Here is a 17,792-nt window from a genome sequence, read left to right as displayed (position 1 = left end):
ATCTAGAATGACGCAGGCCAACCGGGCGTCAACCCGGTTAGCCTATCTGACGCATGCGCCTTTGAAAACGCCCAACCGGGCTGACGTTAGCGGTTACGCTGCAGCTTCGCTAAGGACGCGGGCCAGATCGAACAGGCGGCGGCGCTGATTTTCGGGAATCGCATAGTAGGACCGCAGCAGATCCAGCGCTTCTTTGTCGGTCATGATGTCGCCCGGCAAATCGCCCGCTTTGGGCGTCGTCTGCGTATCGCTGTCCAAACCATCAAAGAAAAACGACACCGGCACACCCAAGACATGCGCGATATCCCACAACCGAGAGGCACTGACACGGTTCATGCCCGTCTCGTACTTTTGGATCTGCTGAAACTTGATGCCGACGGCTTCGGCCAGTTGTTGCTGCGTTGTGCCATTCATCCACCGGCGGTGGCGAATACGTTTACCAACGTGGACGTCTACTTCATGCTTCATCGTAATTGATCCTGTTCAAACGGACATGTGCCCGACTTTTAATCTTGTAAAACGACCTTAAAATCTCTTTCGCCGTTGCTGTTTGCCTGCCTAAATGATCGCACGGCGAACACGCAACGGTTGCACGCGGCATGCTTACCTTAAGGACAGGCACAGGGGTTCGAACCTACCCAAAAGGCTATAAGTTACCTTGCGTAAGACTATTCCTATGCGCCCTTGACTTTTACGCGTTTCGGTTGCGCCATTGCCGCCCCGCACTCATCAATAGGTCCCGCCCCATGCGCGCATTCCAAGTTACGGGCTTTGACGCCCCGCCCAGCATCACTGACGTGCCGCAGCCCGTGCCCGCGCAAGGAGAGGTCTTGCTGCGCATCAAAGCCTGCGGGGTGAACTTTGCCGATATGCTGATGGCCAAAGGCAAGTATCAGGACACGCCCGCCCCGCCCTTTACCCTGGGCATGGAAGTCTGCGGCATTGTCGAAGGCCACGGCCCCGGCACAACGCAGCCTGCGATAGGCACGCGGGTGTCCGTGTTTGGCGGCCAAGGCGGGATGGCTGAATATGGCGTGTTTCCTGCTGATCTGTGCCGCCCCGTGCCAGACGCGATGCCCGACGACATCGCTGCCGGGTTTCAAGTCGCCTATGGCACATCGCACTTGGCGCTGACCCGCCGCGCGCGATTGCAGGCTGGGCAGACCCTGCTTGTCCTTGGCGCTGCGGGCGGCGTGGGGCTGACGGCGGTTGAAATCGGCAAGGCGCTGGGGGCCACCGTCATCGCCGTCGCGCGCGGCGCAGATAAGCTGGCCGTCGCGCAGGCCGCCGGGGCGGATCACCTGATCGATTCCGATGCTGGCGATTTGAAAGCCGCGCTCAAGGCGCTGGCCAAACAGATTGGCGGCATCGACGTCGTCTATGACCCCGTCGGCGGCGATGCGTTCAAGGCGGCGCTATCATCCTGCAACCCAGAGGCCCGCGTGATCGTCATCGGCTTTGCCAGCGGCGACATCCCGCAGATTCCTGCCAATATCCTGCTGGTCAAGAATATCGATGTCATCGGGTTCTACTGGGGCAACTACCTAAAGTTTGCGCCAGACGCCCTGACGGACAGTCTGGCAGAACTGATGGAGATGTTCACCCAAGGCCGGCTGAAGCCGCATATCAGCGACACCCTGCCCCTAGATCGGGCGGCAGAGGGGCTAGAGCTGATCGCAAGCCGCAAATCCACAGGCAAGGTCGTGATCACGCCCTAGGCGCAGACCCATATCGGGGCCTTTAAAACAGGCTGATACAAAGCCATTTGAACCGCGTCACAACGTGGCTGTCCGAACTGCTTGGCAACACACTGTGTCAACCTGCCGCGATGGGGCATGAGGTCTTGAAACGTGGGCCTGCTGTGCCAATATGTTACCCGAGCGCAGTACAAAATGCGCACGACATTAAACAGGAGGTCTTGATGGCTGAATATCAAACGATCAGGACCGCGGGCACCGTCCGCGGCGCCGCAATCGACGAGGGGCTTCGTGCCCACATGAACAAAGTCTACGGCATCATGTCCGTCGGCATGCTGATCACCGCTGCCGCTGCTTGGGCCATTTCCGGTCTGGCGCTGTCGTCCGTACCAACGGGCGCGCAGATTGGCGCGAATACCTATCTGACCGATCTGGGCGTGCTGCTGTACACTAGCCCGCTGAAGTGGGTGATCATGTTCGCACCGCTGGCCATGGTTTTCGCCATGGGCGCGATGATTAACAAGCTGTCGGTTGCTGGCGCGCAGACGTTCTTTTACGCCTTTGCGGCGTTGATGGGTCTGTCGCTGTCGTGGATCTTTGCGGTCTACACCGGCTTCTCGATCATTCAGGTGTTCCTGTTCACCGCAGTCGGCTTTGCCGGTCTGTCGCTGTATGGCTACACGACCAAGAAAGACATCAGCGGCTGGGGCAGCTTCCTGATCATGGGCGTTATCGGCCTGATCGTGGCGTCGATCGTGAACATCTTCCTTGGGTCCGGCATCGTGCAGCTTGCGATCTCTGCACTTGGTGTGCTGATCTTTGCAGGTCTGACCGCTTATGACACCCAGAAGATCAAGACTGACTACATCGCGCACGCCCAGCAGGGCGACGCAGAGTGGCTGGGCAAGTCCGCCATCATGGGCGCGCTGAACCTCTACCTCGATTTCATCAACATGTTCATGTTCATGTTGCAACTGTTCGGCAACCGCGAGTAATCGCACCAGCCTAACACGATCAGGGGCCGGTCCGCAGGGACCGGCCCTTTTTCGTTGCAGCCTCGCCGCGTTCGGCGTTCAGTGCCGCGAACACAAAACTGCGGGACACATACCATGATCGACACGGCCATCGCCCGCAAAGCCGACCTGATCGGCAGCGCCTTTATGGTGCTTGCCATGGCCCTCTTCGCGGTCGAGGACGCCTTTATCAAAACCGCTGCCCTGACCCTGCCAATTGGGCAGGTGTTGATCCTGTTCGGATTGGGCGGGGCTTGCGTCTTTGCCGCGCTGCTGCGCTTGAACGGCATGGCACTGTTCGTGCCAGACGTCCTGTCCCGCCCCATGCGAATCCGCGCGGTGTTCGAGGTGACAGGCCGTCTGTTCTATGTCCTTGCCATCGCCATGATTCCCCTGTCGGCCGCCACGGTCATTTTGCAAGCGACGCCGCTGGTGGTCGTGGCGGGGGCTGCGATTGTCTTTGGCGAAACCGTCGGCTGGCGGCGCTGGACGGCGATTATTGTGGGGCTGATCGGGGTGATCATCATCATCCAGCCGGGGACTGACAGCTTTTCCGCGCTATCGTTGCTGGCGATCATCGGCATGTTCGGCTTTGCGGGCCGCGATCTGGCCAGCCGCGCGGCACCCGCCAGCATCGGCACCCTGCGGCTTGGGCTATATGGGTTCTGCGCCGTCATCGTCGCAGGGGCCCTGTATACGCTGTGGGAGGGGGCAGGCGTGATCCGCCCTACCCTTCTCGCCGCTTTATCCCTGCTTGGCGCTGTGGGGGCTGGTGTGGCCGCCTATGCCAGCCTGATGAAGGCGATGCGCACCGGGGACGTGTCCGCCGTGACGCCGTTCCGATATACCCGCCTGCTGTTTGGCATCGGGATAGGTACCCTGCTGTTCGGCGAACGGCTGACAACAGCCACTTGGGCCGGGTCCGCGCTGATCGTGCTGTCAGGGTTGTTCATCATGTGGCGCGGCAAAAAGGCTGCCGCGCAAACCTAAACCCAAAAACGCAAAAGGCCCCGCAAATGCGAGGCCCAGCGTAGCAATGAATGGCAGATCTTACTTGATCTTGCCTTCCTTGTACTCGACGTGCTTGCGCACAACGGGGTCGTACTTTTTGCAGACCATTTTCTCGGTCATGGTACGGGCGTTCTTCTTGGTGACATAGAAGTGCCCGGTGCCCGCGCTGGAGTTCAGGCGGATCTTGATGGTGGTTGGCTTCGCCATGTGTCTTCTCCTGTTCGCGGCGCGGAATGCGTGCTGCGCATCAAATCTCTTGAGGATTGCCTTCTAACTGGCGCTGGCCCCGAGTCAACCACAAAAGGGGCTTTTTGGGGCAGGTAACGCGCACAGGCGCCGATTGGCGCAGGCGGCAGGTGTGCGGATGGCCTATAAGCCGGATTTTGTCCCCCGCCTTGCGGCAGTTGGACGATCATTCATCTAAGGCCGCCGTTACCGACGACCCTCTAGCTGCCAACCCGGGCCTTTTGGGTCAGGCGTCCCTACCGGGATATCCATTGCTGGATCACACCGGCGCAAGGCCCCTATTTGGCATTGCTCCCGGTGGGGCTTGCCGTGCCGCTTCTGTTGCCAGTCGCGCGGTGGGCTCTTACCCCACCGTTTCACCGTGACCTTGGTGTCTGCAATGCCGCACGCATGGTGCGACCAAGGCCGTCTCTTCTCTGTGGCGCTTTCCCTGGGGTTGCCCCCGCCGGGTGTTACCCGGCACCGTTGCCGTCATGGAGTCCGGACTTTCCTCGGACATTGCTGCCCGCGACCGTCCAGCCATCCGCACGACAAATCGCCTAAGCGGTGACGGTGCCATCGTCAACGGGAAAGCGATGGGCCAGATCAGCGATCAGCGCGACGTCAGCGGCGCACAGCGGCCCCGTGGCACGGGGGCGAAAGCGCAGGCGAAAGGCGGACAGCAGCACGTCATCTGGCGCATCAGCGGTATAGCCAAAGCGCTGCATCAGGGGGCGGAAGTCTGTTGTATCCGGAATTTCACCATGCGGCGCAGGCCAGATCGACAGGCCCAGCCTGACCAACCGCTGCCAGTCGAACCGCGCGCCGGGGTCAATCTTGCGCCCCGGCGCCATGTCGGAATGGCCGATGATCCGCGCAGGCCGGATCGCCCAGCGATCCGTGATGCCCGCCAGCAAATCGCACAGCGCATCCATCTGCGCCGCGGCAAAGGGGCAGTTGCCGGGGTTTGCCAGCTCGATCCCGATGGACCTGCTGTTCACATCCGTCACCGCGCCCCAGCGCCCTGCCCCGGCATGCCAAGCACGCATGTCTTCGGGCACAAGGCGGTGCACCGCACCATCCTGTGCGATCAGGTAATGCGCCGAAACTTCGGTGTCAGGATTACACAGCGTATTGCAGGCCGCGGCGGCGCTGGTCATCGCTGTATAGTGGATCACCACCATATCAGGCAGTTGCCCGCCCCGCCGCGGCCCGTGATTAGGCGATGTACGATCGGTAAGGATCAGTTTCCGCCCTCTGCCAGCAGAAACGGTGCCGGATCCCAGCCGCAGGCAAAGCCGTCGCCGTCAGGATCAAGTCCGCGCGGGTCTTTGTCCGGACCGCCCCGCGCCAAGAAATCGCGCTGCGCTGCATCGGGCGAATTATAGGTCGCACAGTTGCGCTGGAACTTGCCCTGCCCCGCAAAGATAGAGCGGGAATACCATTCCTGCCCTTTGCGATTCGGTGCCTTCAGCGCGTATTCGACGATGTTCGGACCCGTATCGCTTGGCCGCTGCGGCAAGGCGCTTGGCATCACGACTTGGCGTTGCGCGATCTGCTGGGCACGGCGCTCTGCGTCGCTTTCGATAGTCTCGCGGCTAGAGACGGCAGTAAACGACTGCTCGTCCGACAGGCCGGGATTGCTGGCCAGCGCCGGCTGCGGGTTCTGTGGCGACGCCTCTAGCGGGACTTGCTGCGCTTGTGCCTGCGCTAGCCCCACCGGTGCACCGCTGCCAATGCCCAATGCGGCAAGCTCTGACGGGTTCACCGCTGCGGACGGATCGGCAAGACCGCCGGACAACGGCGTCGCCGCGACCTGCGCGGGGGCGTTAAAAGTCGAGGTCTGGCTTGCAGATTGCGCCTGCGCCACAGCCCGCCCGCTATCGGGCACCTGCGGGGCACAGGCAGCAAGCGTCGCAGCGACACCCAAGAATGCAAAGGAACGGATCACGGCAAAGGCCTTTTCAAATCAAAGATCGCACTGATGTTACCACCAGTGGGTCGGTTTCGCGACAAAACCTGCCGCACGTTCCAGTGAATAAGCAACATTCAGCAGATCGCCCTCTTCCCAAGGGCGGCCGATCAGTTGCAGACCCAGCGGCAGACCGCTGGCATCGGTGCCTGTCGGCACGGCGATACCGGGCAGACCTGCAAGGTTGACGGTCACGGTAAAGACGTCGTTCAGATACATCTTGATCGGGTCCGCATCCGCCATTTCGCCAAGGCCAAAAGCGGCCGAAGGCGTGGCGGGCGTCAGGATGGCATCAACGCCAGCGGCGAAGACTTCATCGAAATCACGCTTGATCAGCGCGCGCACCTTGCGGGCGCGGTTGTAATAGGCGTCGTAAAAGCCCGCAGACAGCACATAGGTGCCGACCATGACGCGGCGCTGCACCTCTGCGCCAAAGCCTTCGGCGCGGGTCTTTTCATACATCTCGGTGATGCCGTCGCCTTTATCCAGCTTGGCGCGGTGGCCAAAGCGGACGCCGTCATAGCGGGCCAGGTTCGACGATGCCTCTGCCGGGGCGATGACATAGTAAGCAGGCAGCGCGTATTTGGTGTGCGGCAGGCTGATATCGCGGATGTCAGCGCCAGCGTCGCGCAACATGGCGGTGCCGTCTTCCCACAGCTTAGCGATCTCGGCGGGCATGCCGTCCATGCGATATTCTTTGGGGATACCGATGACTTTGCCGCGAATGTCGCCGGTCAGGGCGGCTTCGAAATCAGGGACAGGGATATTGGCGCTGGTGCTGTCTTTGGGATCGAACCCGGACATCGCGCGCAGCATAATCGCCGAATCGCGCACAGTCTTGGTCATCGGACCCGCTTGATCCAGCGAGGACGCAAAGGCCACAACGCCCCAGCGGCTGACGCGGCCATAGGTCGGCTTGATGCCCGTGATGCCCGTAAAGGCGGCAGGCTGGCGGATGGAGCCGCCGGTGTCGGTGCCGGTCGCGCCTAGGCACAGATCAGCTGCCACAGCAGCGGCAGAACCGCCCGAAGAGCCGCCCGGTGTCAGTTTGCGATCGTCGACCTTCCACGGGTTTACAGCGTCGCCGTAAACCGAGGTTTCGTTCGACGAGCCCATGGCGAATTCGTCCATGTTCAGCTTGCCCAGCATGACCGCGCCTGCGTCGAACAGCTGGCTGGTCACGGTGGATTCGTATTCGGGTTTGAAGCCCGCAAGAATGCCGCTGGCGGCTTGGCTTGGCACGCCCTTGGTGCAGAACAGGTCTTTGATACCCAGCGGAATACCGCACAAATCAGGCGTATCACCTGCCTTTAGGCGGGCATCTGCGGCCTCGGCTTGGCTTTTTGCAACTTCGGGCGTCTTGTGCACGAAAGCGTTCAGCGCATCAGCGGCGTCGATAGCGGTCAGGCAGGCCTGCGTCAGCTCAGCGCTGGTCACGTCACCTTTGCGCAGGGCGTCGCGGGCGTCTGCGATGGTCAGTTTGGTCAGATCGGTCATTATTCCACCACCTTCGGCACGGCAAAGAACCCTTCACGGGCATCGGGGGCATTGGCGAGCACGGCGGCCTGCTGATTGCCGTCGGTGACGACGTCTTCGCGGCGGTAAAGGCGCTGCGGCGTGACGCTGGTCATCGGCTCGATGCCGTCGACATCGACTTCGTTCAACTGTTCGATAAAGCCCAGAATCGCGCTGAATTCTTGTGCCAGCGCTGGCAGGGCGGCGTCCTCGACCTTGATCCGGGCGAGTTTCGCCACGCGGCGGGCGGTGTCTGTATCAATGGCCATGCGGACTCCGAAACATCGTTGCAGGGTGTGTTGGCCCCGCATTTACCCCGCCCCCGCGTCCGCCACAACCATTTGCCGCCACGCGGTGTCACATGACAACTTGTCGCATGAACAATGCCGCCCTAGGTTTACCCGCAGGACGCGCCCCAGCATGGGCCGCGCAATGATCTGAGGATACGACCATGGGACTTTGGAACTTCGTAAAGAACGCCGGCAAGAAGCTGACCGGCCACGGCGACGAGGGCCCCTCGGCTGAGGCGCTGAACAAAGAAGTCACCGATCTGGGCCTCGACGCCAAGGACGTGGACATCAAGGTTGACGGCGACAAAGTCACCGTGACGTCCAAGGGCAAAGCCCTGACGCAAGAAGCAAAAGAAAAGCTGATCCTAGCCGTCGGCAACGTGGACGGCGTGGCTGCGGTTGAAGACGCAGTCGAAGCCGAAGACGCGGCAGAGCCCGTCTTTTACACTGTGAAAAAGGGCGACACCCTGTCCGCCATCGCGCAGGAAACCATGGGTAAAGCCAGCGCTTACCATGCGATTTTCGAGGCCAACAAGCCGATGCTGTCGCACCCCGACAAGATCTATCCGGGCCAGATGCTGCGGATTCCGCAGGACGCCTAAGCCTTTCGCGCTACAACCCTGAACACGGGGGGCAGACCATCCCGGTCTGCCCCCTTTTTCAATTCTGGAGCGTGCCCTTATGAATATCATCTGGCTTGGCCATGCCAGCTTTCGCATCGAGATCGAAAACGCTGTGCTGCTGATCGACCCTTGGCTAGACGGCAATCCATCCTTTCCCGCGGACAACCGGGCCGATGCCATCGCTGGCGCGACCCATGTTCTGCTGACGCATGGTCACGGCGATCATACGGCAAATGCCGCCGCGATCTTGAAAGAAACCGGCGCTGTTCTGGTGGGCATCCCTGAAATCTGCGCGCTGCTGGGCGGCGAAGATGCAATTGGCTTTAACAAAGGTGGCACGGTCGATCTGAACGGGGCCAAGGTCACAATGGTGAACGCGGTGCATTCGTCCTCGATCGAAACTGAGGACGGCCCTCGATATGCTGGGCACGAGGCTGGTTTTATGATCGCCGGTGAAGGGCACACGATCTATGTCAGCGGCGATACGGACATCATGGCCGACATGGACTGGATGGGCGACTTGCACAAACCCGATATCGGCATCCTATGTGCTGGTGGTCATTACACTATGGACATGGCCCGCGCGGCCTATGCGGCGAAACGGTATTTCAATTTTTCAACCGTGATCCCCTGCCACTATAAAACCTTTCCTGCGCTGGCCCAAGATGCACAAGTGCTGATCGACGGACTGCCGGGTGTGGACGTTAAAACGCCAGAGGTGATGGAAATCATCAGCATCTAGCCCCGAATTCCCCCCGAAAAATCATCAGCGGCGCTGCGCAAAGAAATCTTTGAGCAACGCCTCTGACGCCGTCGCGTTGATACCGTCATAGACTTGCGGCGCGTGGTGGCACTGCGGCTGGGCAAAAATGCGCGGCCCCTGCGCCACGCCGCCGGATTTCGGATCTGCGGCCCCGTAATACAGCCGTGCGATACGGGCGTTGGAAATGGCGGCGGCGCACATTGGGCAAGGCTCTAGCGACACATAAAGATCATAGCCCGTCAGACGTTCCTGCCCCAGCGCCGCGCAAGCCGCGCGGATCGCCAGCACTTCGGCATGGGCGGTGGGATCAAACAGTTCCCTTGTGCGGTTGCCAGCCTGCGCCAGCACACCGTCCGGTCCGGCGATCACGGCCCCGACCGGCACCTCGCCGCGGGCGGCGGCGGCCTGCGCTTCATCAAGAGCGATCTGCATGTAGCTGCGAAATGTCATGGCATCTCATGCCCGCCCCTGCCCCGCTCTGGCAAGCCCCCGCGAAAGGCGCTATGCGTCAGGGATGAGCAATACCCCCCCTGAGGGCGACCGAATCGCCAAAGTTTTGTCCCGCGCCGGCATCGCCTCGCGCAGGGATGCGGAACGTATGATTAGCGAAGGCCGCGTGTCGGTGAATGGCAAGACCATCACCAGCCCCGCGCTGAACATCACGGACCGCGACCGCATCGTTGTGGATGGCAAGCCTGTTGGCCAGCCAGAGGTCGCGCGCCTGTGGCTGTATCACAAGCCTGCTGGCCTTGTGACGTCCGCCAAGGATGAAAAGGACCGCGCGACGGTCTTTGACAACCTGCCAGAAGACATGCCCCGCGTGATGTCGGTCGGACGGCTCGACATCAATTCCGAAGGGTTGCTGCTGCTGACCAACGACGGCGGCATCAAGCGGCGGCTGGAACTGCCCAGCACCGGCTGGCTGCGCCGTTACCGCGTGCGGATCAACGGATCGGTGTCAGAGGCGCGCTTGGACGAGCTGCGCAAAGGTATCACCGTGGACGGCATTGATTATCAGCCGATGCTTGTGACCTTTGACCGCCAGCAAGGCGCGAACGCTTGGCTGACGATCAGCATCCGCGAAGGCAAAAACCGTGAAATTCGCCGCGCGATGGAAGCGGTGAATACCACCGTGAACCGTCTGATCCGCGTCAGCTATGGCCCATTCCAACTGGGCAAGCTGGAAGCTGGCGCTGTGGAAGAGGTCAAAGGCCGCGTGCTGCGCGAGCAACTGGGGCTAGAGTCGCCGGAGCCGCAAAAACCGCGCGCCCGCAAGCCCTTGACCCGCGTGATGAAACCCGGCGCAGGCGCGACGCGCGGTGAAGGCGGTCAGGGCGGTCCTGCAAAGGGCAGCGCGGCGCGCAGCGGACCTGCGAAATCAGGTGATGTGAAATCCGGGCCATCAAAGGCTGGATTTTCAAAGGCTGGTCCTTCAAAAGCTGGTCCTTCTAAATCGGGACCACCAAAGGCCGGCCTTTCTAAGTCGGGGCCTTCTAAATCAGGGCCAAGCAAATCGGCCTCGCCTAAGCGTGGACCACGCCGGGACTGACCTTTGTGGCGAAAATACCTCGCAAATTGGGGTGAGCCTGATTACCTATCGGCTGTAACTGACTGCGCGAGTGTTCCGCCATGGCCCGATTGATACTGTTCCTGACGCTGCTTTGCGGCCTTGCCATCGTCGCGATGGCGGGGATTGCAGCGCTGCGGACGGCATCCACGCAAGAGGACGCCAGCACACCGCAGGGCCTGCCCGGCCCGGTGCGCATGATCGCTTTTATCTTTTTATTCGCACTGACCACCGGGGTCAGCACCGGATTGCTGGGGGCTGACTGATGGCGAAATCTTACGGCGGTAAATTTAGCCCCGGCGCTACGCCTGCTGGTCATGTGCAGCAGCGACCAGTGGTTGATCCGGTCGGCGCGCGGGCGAACCTGATGCTGGTGCCGCCGGCAATCTTGCTTTTTGCGTCGCTTGGCAGCGATCCGGCCGGGCTGGCGACAGGGATTGCGGGGGCTGCGGCCTTGGGCCTTGGCGCTTGGCTGCTGCGCGGCGGCTTACGGGCGACGGCGGCATGGCAAGCGCGCAGCGTCGCGCGGCGCCCTGCCTTGCCGCGCAAGATCCTTGCCGCGCTGCTGACAGGTCTTGGCGTCGCGCTTGCTACGGCGACGGGCAGCGACGGGCTGCTTGGCAGTGCCATCTATGGCATCGTCGCCACCGCCGCGCATCTGGCGGCCTTTGGCATTGATCCGTTGCAAAACAAACGCTTGGCTGGCGTCGACAGCTTTCAACAAGACCGCGTCGCCCGCGTCGTCGAAGAGGCAGAAGCGCATTTGTCCGCCATGATGGCGCAGATCACGGCGCTGGGCGACCGTCCGCTGCAGACCCGCGTCGCCGCTTTTCAGTCCACCGCCCTCACCATGATTCGCACGGTCGAAGAAGACCCGCGCGATATGACCTCGGCCCGCAAGTTTCTGGGCGTCTATTTGCAGGGTGCCACGGATGCGACGACCAAGTTCGTCGATCTGACCCGGCGCAAACCCAGTCCCCAGGCCCGCGAGGCCTATGTCGCGCTGCTGGATGATCTGGACCGGAACTTTAATGCCCGCACCGCGCGTTTGTTAGATGACGACCGCAGTGATATGGATATCGAAATCAAGGTGCTGCGCGACCGTCTGGCGCGCGAAGGCATCGCAGACAGACAGGACTGATAGATGGCTGACACGACTCGCGACCGCGCACAGGCAACCCTTGCCGATGTGGAGAAAATGACGGCCGTCGTGCTGCCCGAACCGCCTGCGGAAATGGTCACGCTGGATACCGCCGACAAATCCACATCAGAGGCGATCACCCGACGCATGAACGAGATTGATCTGACGGACACGAACTCTATCGTGACCTTTGGCACTGCCGCGCAGGCCGGATTGCAGCAGATTTCCCAAGATATGCTATCGGGCGTGCGCAATAAGGACGTGGGCCCGGCGGGTGAAAGCCTGCGCAGCATCGTCAGCACAATCCGCGGCTTTTCCGTGGCCGAACTGGACCCGAACCGCAAGCAAAGCTGGTTCGACAAGCTGCTGGGCCGTGCGACGCCGTTGTCGAAATTCGTCGCCAAGTATGAGGACGTGCAAACCCAGATCGACAAGATCACCGACGATCTGCTGGGCCATGAAACCATGCTGATGAAGGATATCGAATCCCTCGACCGGCTGTATACCAAGACGCTGGCGTTCTATGACGAGCTTGGCCTGTATATCGTCGCTGGCGAAGCGCGTCTGGCCCGCATCGACGCCGAAGAAATCCCCGCGAAAGAGGCAGCTGTCGCCGCTGTGCCAGAAGCGGGCAGCGTCATGGAAGCGCAGCAACTGCGCGATCTGCGCTCTGCGCGGGACGATCTGGAACGCCGGGTGCATGATCTGAAACTGACCCGTCAGGTGACGATGCAATCGCTGCCGTCGATCCGGTTGGTGCAGGAAAACGACAAGAGCCTTGTGACCAAGATCAACTCGACCCTGCTGAACACGGTGCCTTTGTGGGAAACGCAACTGGCGCAGGCGGTGACGATCCAGCGGTCGGCCCAAGCGGCGGGCGCGGTGCGCGAGGCGAATGATCTGACCAATGACCTGCTGAAGGCCAACGCCAAGAACCTGCGCGATGCGAATACCGCGATCCGCACGGAAATCGAACGCGGCGTGTTTGATATCGATGCCGTGAAGGCCGCGAACGCCGATCTGATCGCGACGATCGACGAAAGCCTGTCCATCGCCGACGAAGGCAAGCGCAAGCGCGCCGCGGCAGAGGCAGACCTGCAAAAGATGGAGCAGGATTTGAAAACCACGCTGGCCTCGGCCAAATCGCGCAATACTCCGGCAAAAGGCGCTTAAAACATGACAAAGCGGGCGGCATTGCGTGTTGGGATGATGGCAGCGGGGCTTGCTGCGCTGTCCGCCTGCACGACCCCGGCGGATGTCGCGGTCACGCCGGTGATCCCTCAGCAGGTCGCCCGCCCCATTGTGCGCACGCCGCAGCCAGCGCCCGCACCGGAAACGGTGCCGCCCGTCAGCGCCGAAAGCGCGGCGCTCAAGGTATATTACCAACGCCTGCAGAACGATCTGATTACCCAAGGGTTGCTGCGCAGCGACGGCGGCGGCTCGGACACCCCGTTCACAGACACAATGCTGGCACGAAACTTTGTCCGCATTGCCCTATTTGACGAATACGTCACGGACGGTGATTTCCTGCGCGCACAGGCCACGGAATCGCGCCTGCGGCGGTGGGATCAGCCGATCCGCATGTCGGTGGAATTCGGCCCCTCGGTCACGGCGGATCGACGCAGCAAGGACCGTGCCAGCGTTGCGGCCTATGCCGCGCGGCTGTCGCGGGTATCAGGCGTACCGATCAGCATGACCGATAATAACGCCAACTATCACGTGCTGTTCTTGTCCGAAGATGACCGCGCCGGGTATGAGACGCGCCTACGCGAACTGGTGCCCGGTATCGGCGGCAGCAGCCTGCGGGCGATCATGAACCTGCCCCGCGATCAGCTGTGCATCGTCATCGCCTTTTCCGAAGGCGGCTCTGCGAGTTATGCCAAGGCCGTCGCCGTGATCCGCGCCGAACACCCGACCCTGTTGACGACATCTTGCATCCACGAAGAACTGTCGCAGGGCCTTGGACTTGCTAACGACAGCCCGCAGGCGCGGCCTTCGATCTTTAACGACGACGAAGAATTCGGCCTGCTGACCCGCCATGACGAACTGCTGCTTAAGATGCTTTACGACAAGCGCTTTAAAACCGGCATGTCCGCAGCAGAGGCGGCACCGATTGCGCGGGTCATCGCTAAGGAACTGCTGGGCACGGACAAGGCCAGCTGATTAGACCGACTTACATAGGAGCCTGACATGGGTATTCTCGACTTCCTTTCTGGCCAGTTCATCGACGTTATTCAGTGGACCGACGACACCCGCGACACGATGGTCTGGCGGTTTGAACGTCACGGCCACGAGATTAAGTATGGTGCCAAACTGACGGTTCGCGAAGGTCAGGCTGCTGTTTTCGTTCACGAAGGTCAGCTGGCCGATGTCTTTACCCCCGGCATGTATATGCTGGAAACCAACAACATGCCGATCATGACGTCCCTACAGCATTGGGATCACGGCTTTCAAAGCCCGTTCAAATCGGAAATCTATTTCATCAATACGACCCGCTTTACCGATCTGAAGTGGGGCACCAAGAATCCGATCATGCTGCGCGATCCCGAATTCGGCCCGATCCGCCTGCGCGCCTATGGCACCTATGCGATCAAGGTCAGCGATCCGGCTGTCTTTATGCGCGAAATCGTCGGCACGGATGGCGAGTTTACGGCGGATGAGATCAGCTATCAGATCCGCAATGTCATCGTGCAGGAATTCAGCCGCGCACTGGCCGCGTCCGGCATTCCCGCACTGGATATGGCGGCGAATACCAAGGACATGGGCGATCTGGTCGCCAAGGCGATTGACGCCACCATGACCGCCTACGGCATTACGATCCCAGAGCTTTATATCGAAAACATCAGCCTGCCAGAGGCTGTGGAAAAGGCGCTGGACGCCCGCACCAGCCGCGGTATCGCGGGCAATCTGGACGAGCATATGAAGTGGAAAGCCGCAGAGGCGATGACCCAGCCGGGTAGCGCAGCAGGCCAGGCGATGGGCATGGGCATGGGCGCAGGTCTGGGCATGCAGATGGGCAATATGGTGCAATCCGGCCCTTGGGGTCAGATGCCGCAGCCAAGCGTCGCCGCTGCGGCCCCGCCGCCGCCCCCCCCTCCGGTGGAGCATGTTTGGCATATCGCCATTGCAGGCCAGACGACGGGTCCGTTTTCTAAGGCCGCAATGGGCCGCAAGGTGACCGAAGGCGCGCTTGGCCGCGATACGATGGTCTGGACCCAAGGTCAGGACGGCTGGAAGGCTGCCGTGGATACGGAACTTGCACAGCTTTTCACCGTCATGCCGCCGCCGCCGCCAGCAGGGTAAAAACTTGTAACGGCCCGCGACGGAACTGTGTTTACCTTGCGTTAGATGTCTGATGGCACAACGCAAGGGACCAGACCGATGGCCGACAAAACCCGCTATTCCAAACTTCAAATCGGCCTGCATTGGCTGATTGCGGTGCTGATCCTTGCAACCTGGTGGCTGGGCGATGGCATGGGCCGCGCCCTGCGGACCCGGATGCAGGAAAACCTAAGCGGGTTTGACGGCAATACATGGCATGTCTGGCTGGGCACAGCGGTGCTACTGCTGGTCGTGATCCGAATGATCGTGCGCTGGATGCAAGGTGCCCCAGCCCCGATTGCGGGCCAACCACCGCTGATGGAAAAAGCCGGGACTTGGGGCCACCGTCTGCTGTATCTGCTGATGTTTCTGGCCCCGGCGATGGGTGCCGTGACGTGGTATCTGAAAATCCGTGCCGTCGGTGATCCGCATGCTCTGGTGGCAAATGCGTTGATGATCGTGGCCTTGGGCCATGCGCTAATCGCGCTTTATCACCACTATTTCCTAAAAGACGCGACCCTGCGCCGCATGACGCGCGGCACCGCAGATTAAGCCGCGCTGGCGCCCCGCCGCGCACCGCGCTATCCCTTGGGCAGTTCCGCAAACCTGCCCGAGGGTCCGATGACCGCCGAAGCCCCCCTAGTCGCCCCCCAAAACGACCACCGCTTTCCGTGTCACACCTGCGGGTCCGACCTGCGTTTTGATCCCGCCAGCGCGCAATTGGTTTGTGATCACTGCGGCAATACCGAAGCCATCGGCGGCGGCGCTGGCCCTTTTGGCGGCATGGTCGAACTGGATTTCCGCAAAGCCTTGGACAACGCACTGCCGGGGGCCGAGATGGAGGACACACGCGTCCAGTCCTGCCCCAACTGCGGTGCGCAGTTCGAGTTGGCAGGCGACACACATGCCGCCGAATGCCCCTTTTGCGCAACGCCCGTCGTCACCGACACCGGCCCGCATCGCCAGATCAAACCACGCGGCCTGCTGCCCTTTGCGCTGGACCAAGCCCGCGCCCGCGATGCGATGACCGACTGGCTGGGCAGCCTGTGGTTCGCCCCCGGCGGTCTGACCGAATACGCCCGCAAGGGCCGTGCGATGGACGGCATCTATGTGCCCTACTGGACCTTTGATGCGCAGACGGCCAGCAGTTACACCGGCCAGCGCGGCACCCATTATTACACCACCCGCACCGTGACGCGGGACGGTAAAACCCGCACCATCCGCGAACAGCACACCCGCTGGCGCAGCGCCGCTGGCCGCGTGCAGCGCTTTTTTGACGATGTGTTGGTGCTGGCCTCCACCAGTTTGCCCAAGCAATACACCGACGGGCTAGAGCCGTGGGATCTGTCGGAGCTTGAGCCTTACCAGCCGCAATACCTCGCTGGTTTTATGGCCGAAGGTTATCAGGTCGCACTGCAAGACGGCTTTACCCAAGCGCGCGGTTATATGGACCGGATGATCCTACGCGATGTGAAGTTCGACATCGGCGGGGACGAGCAGCGGGTGACGAACGTGCAGACGCAGGTATCAGCGGTGACTTTCAAACATATCCTGCTGCCGGTCTGGATGGCGGCCTATAAATACAACGGCCAGACCTACCGCTTTGTCGTCAACGGCCGCACCGGGCGCGTGCAGGGTGAGCGGCCCTATTCCAAGTGGAAGATCGCGTTTGCGGTCCTCCTCGGGCTGGTGTTTGCGCTAACAGTCGGGTATTTCTACGCGATGAACCAATAGGGGGACCTGTCCGATGATCATCTGTTGCGGCGAAGCGCTAATCGACATGCTGCCACGCGAAACGCCTGCTGGCGAAGCCGCCTTTGCCCCCTATGCCGGCGGCGCGGTGTTCAATACGGCGATCGCTTTGGGCCGCTTGGGATCGCAGGTTCAGTTCTTCTCTGGCCTGTCGTCTGACCTATTCGGAGAGCAGTTGCGGACCGTGCTGGCGGACAGCAAGGTCGACAGCAGCCCGTCCCATATCTCTGACCGGCCAACAACGCTGGCGTTTGTGCGGCTGCTGAACGGCCACGCCACCTATGCGTTTTATGACGAAAACACCGCTGGGCGGATGCTGACGGCCGCCGACCTGCCCGATATCACCGCCGATGCGCTGTTCTTTGGCGGCATCTCTTTGGTCGTCGAACCCTGCGGCGAGGCGTATAAAGCGCTGATGCTGCGCGAAGCACCGACCAAGCTGACTATGATCGACCCCAACATCCGCCCCGGCTTCATCAAGGACGAGGCCGCCTACCGCGCGCGCCTGAACGCAATGCTGGCCGTGGCCGATATTGTCAAAATATCGGACGAGGATCTGACGTGGCTGACGGGCAACCACGACGGCGCATCCCTGCTGGGCGACAGCGCAACCCAGGTCGTGCTGATGACCAAAGGGGCTGAAGGCGCGACGATCATCACCCGCCGCGGCCAATTCGACGTGCCCGCCGTCAAGGCAACGGTTGTCGATACGGTCGGCGCTGGCGATACGTTTAACGCGGGCTTCCTAGCCGGGCTGGACCAAGCGGGTCTGCTGTCCAAAGCTGGCGTCGCAGGTGCAACAAACGATCAGCTGCGTGATGCCGCCGCCCTTGGCGCTAAATCTGCCGCGATTACCGTCGCCCGCGCCGGGGCAAACCCGCCTTGGGCGCACGAGCTATAAG

General features: G+C 61.4%; 21 protein-coding genes and 1 other RNA gene. 14 read left to right on the top strand and 8 right to left on the bottom strand.

Annotation, left to right across the window (positions count from 1 at the left end; translation table 11 throughout):
* Positions 1-93 precede the first annotated feature (93 nt).
* The gene (locus BM131_RS07770) at positions 94-468 is read right to left on the bottom strand and encodes a helix-turn-helix domain-containing protein (RefSeq protein WP_090187949.1); all 375 of its coding nucleotides are present in this window, start codon (positions 466-468) and stop codon (positions 94-96) included.
* Between the two features lie 278 nt (positions 469-746).
* Between BM131_RS07770 and BM131_RS07765 the strand changes: the two genes are divergently transcribed.
* From BM131_RS07765 to BM131_RS07755, 3 genes are all read left to right on the top strand, one after another.
* Positions 747-1,718 (top strand): NADPH:quinone oxidoreductase family protein, encoded by a 972-nt coding sequence (locus BM131_RS07765; RefSeq protein ID WP_090187946.1) that lies wholly within the window; start codon positions 747-749, stop codon positions 1,716-1,718.
* Positions 1,719-1,921: 203 nt separating this feature from the next.
* Positions 1,922-2,692 (top strand): Bax inhibitor-1/YccA family protein, encoded by a 771-nt coding sequence (locus tag BM131_RS07760; RefSeq protein ID WP_090187943.1) that lies wholly within the window; start codon positions 1,922-1,924, stop codon positions 2,690-2,692.
* Between the two features lie 114 nt (positions 2,693-2,806).
* On the top strand, positions 2,807-3,700 hold the full coding sequence (locus tag BM131_RS07755; protein WP_245754175.1) for a DMT family transporter: 894 nt from the start codon (positions 2,807-2,809) through the stop codon (positions 3,698-3,700).
* 60 nt (positions 3,701-3,760) lie between these two features.
* On the opposite strand, the gene rpmG is transcribed toward BM131_RS07755, so the two are convergent.
* The 6 genes from rpmG to gatC form a co-directional block, all read right to left on the bottom strand.
* Positions 3,761-3,928 (bottom strand): 50S ribosomal protein L33, encoded by a 168-nt coding sequence (gene rpmG, locus BM131_RS07750; protein WP_090187941.1) that lies wholly within the window; start codon positions 3,926-3,928, stop codon positions 3,761-3,763.
* 149 nt (positions 3,929-4,077) lie between these two features.
* Positions 4,078-4,494, bottom strand: an RNA gene (gene rnpB / locus BM131_RS07745) — RNase P RNA component class A.
* Positions 4,495-4,506: 12 nt separating this feature from the next.
* Positions 4,507-5,130 carry an N-acetylmuramoyl-L-alanine amidase gene (locus tag BM131_RS07740; protein WP_090187938.1) on the bottom strand — a complete coding sequence of 208 codons (624 nt, stop codon included), beginning with the start codon at positions 5,128-5,130 and terminating at the stop codon, positions 4,507-4,509.
* Positions 5,131-5,189: 59 nt separating this feature from the next.
* Positions 5,190-5,897, bottom strand: a complete 708-nt coding sequence (locus BM131_RS07735; protein ID WP_090187935.1) for a hypothetical protein — start codon at positions 5,895-5,897, stop codon at positions 5,190-5,192.
* 36 nt (positions 5,898-5,933) lie between these two features.
* Entirely contained in the window at positions 5,934-7,415 is a 1,482-nt protein-coding gene (gene gatA / locus BM131_RS07730; RefSeq protein WP_090187932.1) for an Asp-tRNA(Asn)/Glu-tRNA(Gln) amidotransferase subunit GatA, read from the bottom strand.
* On the bottom strand, positions 7,415-7,702 hold the full coding sequence (gene gatC / locus BM131_RS07725) for an Asp-tRNA(Asn)/Glu-tRNA(Gln) amidotransferase subunit GatC (RefSeq protein ID WP_090187929.1): 288 nt from the start codon (positions 7,700-7,702) through the stop codon (positions 7,415-7,417). Before gatC ends, gatA begins: the two co-directional genes overlap by 1 nt.
* Positions 7,703-7,884: 182 nt before the next feature.
* Between gatC and lysM the strand changes: the two genes are divergently transcribed.
* Positions 7,885-8,325, top strand: coding sequence for a peptidoglycan-binding protein LysM (gene lysM / locus BM131_RS07720; RefSeq protein WP_090187927.1), 441 nt, complete (start codon positions 7,885-7,887; stop codon positions 8,323-8,325).
* A 79-nt stretch (positions 8,326-8,404) separates the two neighbouring features.
* Positions 8,405-9,088 carry a metal-dependent hydrolase gene (locus BM131_RS07715; protein WP_090187925.1) on the top strand — a complete coding sequence of 228 codons (684 nt, stop codon included), beginning with the start codon at positions 8,405-8,407 and terminating at the stop codon, positions 9,086-9,088.
* Between the two features lie 24 nt (positions 9,089-9,112).
* Here the strand turns inward: BM131_RS07715 and BM131_RS07710 are convergent, their stop codons facing one another.
* On the bottom strand, positions 9,113-9,559 hold the full coding sequence (locus BM131_RS07710) for a nucleoside deaminase (protein ID WP_090187922.1): 447 nt from the start codon (positions 9,557-9,559) through the stop codon (positions 9,113-9,115).
* Between the two features lie 64 nt (positions 9,560-9,623).
* On the opposite strand from BM131_RS07710, the gene BM131_RS07705 reads away from it, so the two are divergent.
* The 9 genes from BM131_RS07705 (at position 9,624) to BM131_RS07665 (ending at position 17,791) form a co-directional block, all read left to right on the top strand.
* Positions 9,624-10,658, top strand: a complete 1,035-nt coding sequence (locus BM131_RS07705) for a pseudouridine synthase (protein WP_090187920.1) — start codon at positions 9,624-9,626, stop codon at positions 10,656-10,658.
* An 80-nt stretch (positions 10,659-10,738) separates the two neighbouring features.
* Positions 10,739-10,942, top strand: coding sequence for a hypothetical protein (locus BM131_RS07700; RefSeq protein WP_090187917.1), 204 nt, complete (start codon positions 10,739-10,741; stop codon positions 10,940-10,942).
* Positions 10,942-11,817 (top strand): 5-bromo-4-chloroindolyl phosphate hydrolysis family protein, encoded by an 876-nt coding sequence (locus BM131_RS07695; RefSeq protein WP_090187915.1) that lies wholly within the window; start codon positions 10,942-10,944, stop codon positions 11,815-11,817. The genes BM131_RS07700 and BM131_RS07695 overlap by 1 nt, the downstream gene beginning before the upstream one ends.
* Positions 11,818-11,820: 3 nt before the next feature.
* A complete protein-coding gene (locus BM131_RS07690) occupies positions 11,821-12,990 on the top strand; it encodes a toxic anion resistance protein (protein WP_090187912.1) in 1,170 nt (389 codons plus the stop codon).
* A gap of 3 nt (positions 12,991-12,993) precedes the next feature.
* Positions 12,994-13,980 carry a DUF2927 domain-containing protein gene (locus BM131_RS07685; RefSeq protein WP_245754174.1) on the top strand — a complete coding sequence of 329 codons (987 nt, stop codon included), beginning with the start codon at positions 12,994-12,996 and terminating at the stop codon, positions 13,978-13,980.
* A 27-nt stretch (positions 13,981-14,007) separates the two neighbouring features.
* A complete protein-coding gene (locus tag BM131_RS07680) occupies positions 14,008-15,120 on the top strand; it encodes an SPFH domain-containing protein (protein WP_090187911.1) in 1,113 nt (370 codons plus the stop codon).
* Positions 15,121-15,198: 78 nt separating this feature from the next.
* A complete protein-coding gene (locus tag BM131_RS07675; protein ID WP_090187908.1) occupies positions 15,199-15,690 on the top strand; it encodes a cytochrome b in 492 nt (163 codons plus the stop codon).
* 69 nt (positions 15,691-15,759) lie between these two features.
* Positions 15,760-16,872: a TFIIB-type zinc finger domain-containing protein gene (locus BM131_RS07670; RefSeq protein ID WP_090187906.1), complete on the top strand. Its 1,113-nt coding sequence runs from the start codon at positions 15,760-15,762 to the stop codon at positions 16,870-16,872.
* A 13-nt stretch (positions 16,873-16,885) separates the two neighbouring features.
* A complete protein-coding gene (locus BM131_RS07665; protein ID WP_090187904.1) occupies positions 16,886-17,791 on the top strand; it encodes a carbohydrate kinase family protein in 906 nt (301 codons plus the stop codon).
* Position 17,792 lies beyond the last annotated feature (1 nt).

Source organism: Loktanella salsilacus, assembly GCF_900114485.1.
GTDB lineage: Bacteria > Pseudomonadota > Alphaproteobacteria > Rhodobacterales > Rhodobacteraceae > Loktanella > Loktanella salsilacus.
The sequence above is the reverse complement of the archived record's forward strand: the minus strand, read 5'-3'. Positions and strand labels throughout refer to the sequence as shown.